General features: G+C 48.3%; 1 protein-coding gene. It reads left to right on the top strand.

Annotated features, from left to right (window positions below):
* Positions 1–361, top strand: a 361-nt coding sequence (locus EAO36_RS08355; RefSeq protein WP_205585527.1) for a hypothetical protein, incomplete at its 5' end; no start/stop codon positions are given.
* Positions 362–474 lie beyond the last annotated feature (113 nt).

The following is a 474-nucleotide window of genomic DNA, read 5'->3' as shown; positions in this document are numbered from 1 at the left end:
TAGAACCACAGAACAGCAGTGGCGCGACACTTCTTATTGGGGCAAGGAGGCTTATACCACAACAGAGGAGTATTGGGACACCGAGCGTTATTGGATATACAAAACTTGGTGGGATAGGGTCACTAAAAGGAAAATTTGGCGCACACGTGATGTCAAACGCACCCGTGAAGTCACCAAATACCGGGATAAGTGGATAAGGCAAGGGCATTGGGTCAATGCAGAAGTGTGGCGGTGGAATGCGCTACAAAACCGAGTTAAGCCCGTGCAGAGCGGGCAAAGCGTGAGCTTTATTGCCAGCGTTAGGCAAAAGGCGATCTTTTCTTCTAGCCAAGTCTTTAGCCTATGCGTGTGGGAGATTTAGCTTTTCTCAAAAAACCTAATGGGAAGGAGGCTTGTGGAAAATGGCAACCTACAAAAACCGCGCTGAGATACGGGCGTATTTTGAGACCCACGGAACCACTTTGAAGGAATTAG

The sequence above is a fragment of the Helicobacter mehlei genome, from assembly GCF_003660265.1.
Classification (GTDB): Bacteria; Campylobacterota; Campylobacteria; order Campylobacterales; family Helicobacteraceae; genus Helicobacter; species Helicobacter mehlei.
The sequence above is the reverse complement of the archived record's forward strand: the minus strand, read 5'-3'. Positions and strand labels throughout refer to the sequence as shown.